Source organism: Halobacillus sp. BBL2006, from assembly GCF_000786645.1.
Classification (GTDB): Bacteria; Bacillota; Bacilli; order Bacillales; family Halobacillaceae; genus Halobacillus.
Window position 1 is genome coordinate 1 of the sequence record NZ_JRNX01000870.1, and the last position, 3,389, is coordinate 3,389.

At 43.3% G+C, this 3,389-nt stretch carries 3 protein-coding genes and 1 pseudogene; 1 reads left to right on the plus strand and 3 read right to left on the minus strand.

Annotation, left to right across the window (positions count from 1 at the left end; translation table 11 throughout):
• Positions 1–135: 135 nt before the first annotated feature.
• Entirely contained in the window at positions 136–714 is a 579-nt protein-coding gene (locus tag LD39_RS20615; RefSeq protein ID WP_081988539.1) for a M15 family metallopeptidase, read from the minus strand.
• A 146-nt stretch (positions 715–860) separates the two neighbouring features.
• Between LD39_RS20615 and LD39_RS20620 the strand changes: the two genes are divergently transcribed.
• Positions 861–1,598, plus strand: coding sequence for a hypothetical protein (locus tag LD39_RS20620; protein WP_197061470.1), 738 nt, complete (start codon positions 861–863; stop codon positions 1,596–1,598).
• Positions 1,599–1,628: 30 nt separating this feature from the next.
• On the opposite strand, the gene iadA is transcribed toward LD39_RS20620, so the two are convergent.
• Entirely contained in the window at positions 1,629–2,798 is a 1,170-nt protein-coding gene (gene iadA / locus LD39_RS20625; protein WP_035553153.1) for a beta-aspartyl-peptidase, read from the minus strand.
• A gap of 25 nt (positions 2,799–2,823) precedes the next feature.
• Positions 2,824–3,389: pseudogene (locus LD39_RS20630) on the minus strand (AbgT family transporter); the annotation flags it as partial.

The window sequence follows — 3,389 nt, forward strand, 5'->3', positions numbered from 1 at the left end:
CTCTCCGATTAGGCAGCGAAGTTCATTTGGCTATGCCTTACACCGAAACCATCCATGCCATGATTAAACCTTATGAAGCTTACCAAAACTAAAACCAAAAGGCGCCCTTACCAGAAGGCGCCTTTTTTATTTCCTCTATTTTTCTGCATACTGATCTACTTTAGGACGTTTCCCGAATTGCAATTCACGGATCGATAGACCGAAATCCATTTGAAAATGGGGATAGTCTTTAAAATTAGAAAAATCCCCACCCCACTCAAATCCCATATCTTTGGCAAGAGATACGACTTCCAACCAATCTGCCTCCCCGTTGCCATTACCGTCTCGATTCATATCCCAGACTACATTGCCGTTTTCAAGACGAAGTGCAAAGTCGATGGCCAGTCCATAATTATGATAGGACTCTCCACCTTCTGCGTAAGTCACGATATCCCCATCTGTCGAGCGGCCTCGATCATAGAGCTCATTTTGCCTTTCCATAGAACGATGACCTTCTGTAATGACGATATCAATGCCTCTCTCCTTTGATGAAGCGATCAAATTATTTTTATACTCCTCTACCTTAGGATGAAGCATAGTAGGCATCGGCACATCCTTTTTCTGAAATGACTGAAGCAGCAAGGATCCCTCCAGCTTAGGCAAGAAAACATAGAGGATCACTCCAAGACTGATAATAAAAATACTGAAAGCAAGCATATTTGATAGGATTCTCATAAACAGACAACCCTTTCTCATTCACGATGGTTAGTTAGAGAATACCACATCGGTGAAGAAAAGAGGAATACAATGATTACTGGAAGTTTCAGAAAATGGATAAATATAGTATATTTACAGAAACATAGATTTTCTGGAGGCCTTTTATGAAATCCATATATATTTTGCTGTCTAACACGGGTTCATTCACGAATCGAGCTATAAAAACTTTCACTTCTGCTCCATATAATCATGCCTCCCTGGCACTCGATAAAAGTATGAAACGGATTTACAGCTTCGGACGGCGTAAACCTACTAATCCATTTTGGGGCGGGTTTGTGCAGGAGGATTTTGTAGAAGGGACATTCAGTTGGTACCCTTACGCTACTTGTGCGGTTTATGAATATACGCTGTCACGAAGAAACTACCAAAAACTAGAAAGATTAGTTAAAACTTTTGCCAGAAACTATAAGACCTATTTCTATAATTATGCAGGTTTGTTAGGTGTTCCAATCAACCAACCGATAGAAGTGCCTGCGAGTTACTTCTGTTCGCAGTTTGTATCAGAAGTGTTAGACAGAAGTGGTTCACCCTTATTCAGCAAAGCAAGTTCACTTGTCACCCCTGATGATTTCAGGTATCACGAAGATCTCAAGCTTATATACGAAGGTCCTTTGTATGAATATCCCTTCTTGTATTCCACCCCATTTTATCATCCTAAACGGTATCAATCGTTCCCTTTTCGAAAATACCTCAAACAGCAAGTGAAGGCGGAAGTTCTCGGTATTTATGAGGAAAGAGGGCAAATCTATCAATTTCGTGACGGCTTCATTAAACCAAAGAAAATTCTCCTCTCAAAAAAGTGGTTCAAACTTAAACAATTATTTTCCTGGAAGAAAAAATAAGAACCTCCCTCAACAGGGAGGTCCTTTCATCTATTCAAATGTACCTTTAACGAGTGCCTCCCCGTTCATCACCATCATTTTCCCTTGAGCCATGACGGAATCTATTTGAAGCGAGTCCGCTTCGAGAAGGACGATATCTGCATCCTTTCCCTGTTTGATTTCACCTTTAGATTTTAACCCTAATATGTTTGCAGGATTTGATGTGATCACTTGAAGCGCATCTTGTAAAGGAACTTCAAGCTCTCTTACTGCTTCCACAAAAGCTTCGTACATGGAATGGATGGTACCGACCTTCATCCCGATCAAGTTGCCAGCTGCATCAAAATCCGGTAAGCTCCCTTGGGCATCAGACGTGAAAGTCATTCGCTCAATCGGTACACCCGCATCGAGCATCCGTTTAAGGGCTTCGCTGCTTTTCACTTCCCCGTCCTCGAGGAATTTCGGGATTGTGCTTGTCGTGAAATCCACATTCCCCCCTTGCTTGGCATATTCGATGCCTGCCTCAAACAATGACTTGTTCCGGTTAATGTGCGTCGGGTAAAACTGGCTGATAGGAATATCCGTCGTAGAGACGACGCCTTGAATGACCGATAGCCGATCCTCACTATCTCCTACATGAACATTTACTACCCCTTTTTTTCCGGATAGCATTCCACCGACTCTCGCCTGTGATGCAATTTTCGCGAGTTCCTGAACAGTTGGCTGAGAAGACCTGTGATCAGCGATCGCAATTTCCCCGGCTCCAATAATAAGATCGATCAACAGAATATCGTCTTCAATCTTTCCTGTAAGTGTCCGGACAGGAACTTGATACGAACCAGTATGGGCATAACATGATATCCCTTCTTCCTGTAGTGCTTTAGCTTTCGCAACTAAATTCGTCATCGTTCTTGTCGTTCCGTCCGTACCGATCACCCCTACTACGGTTGTGACGCCACTCAAGGTCGCATCTGTGAGCTTGAGTTCAGGGGTGCGGGAGCGGAAACCACCTTCCCCGCCTCCCCCAGTGATATGGACGTGACCATCGATAAATCCAGGCGCAAGGATCTTCCCCTCTGCATCAATGACCTGAGTATATTCATCATTAAATTCCTCAATCGAGTCACTGATATATGCAATTCTACGATCTGCAATCAGGACATCTTTTTTCCCTAAAGGGAGCGGACTGTAGACGGTAGCGTTCTTTATAAGTGTTATCATTTGTCCTTCCTCCTGTGTGTCTATGTTAACTAAAATTGATTAAAACAGCGGCAATAATAAATACGCTTGCTAATCCGAAGAGAATTAATTGAAACTTAATAATGAAGGCGAACCATTTTCCCCAATCAAGACGTGCCGCTCCGAGTGTCCCCATTAATGCAGCGGAAGTTGGCACGATGATATTCGTAAGGCCATCTCCTAATTGGAAGGCAAGAACAGCAACCTGACGGGTGACTCCAGCAATATCTGCGAGCGGAGCCATCAAAGGCATCGTCAAGGCCGCCTGCCCGGATCCAGATACAACGAAGAAGTTGAAGATGGATTGAAAGACAAACATAAACCAGGCCGAGATCACTTCCGGTACTCCATCAAACAATTGACCTGCAGAATGTAAAATCGTATTCAGGACGGAAGCAGAAGTCGGATCATCTCCTCCAAGAATAATAACGATTCCTTTCGCCATCCCTACGACAAGAGCAGCAGGCAGCAAGTCCTTTGCTCCCTGAGCAAAACCTTCAGCAATATCATTAATCTTCATATTATTTAGACGGAAAATAACGCCAATGATTCCTGCCACAAGTCCAATGGTAA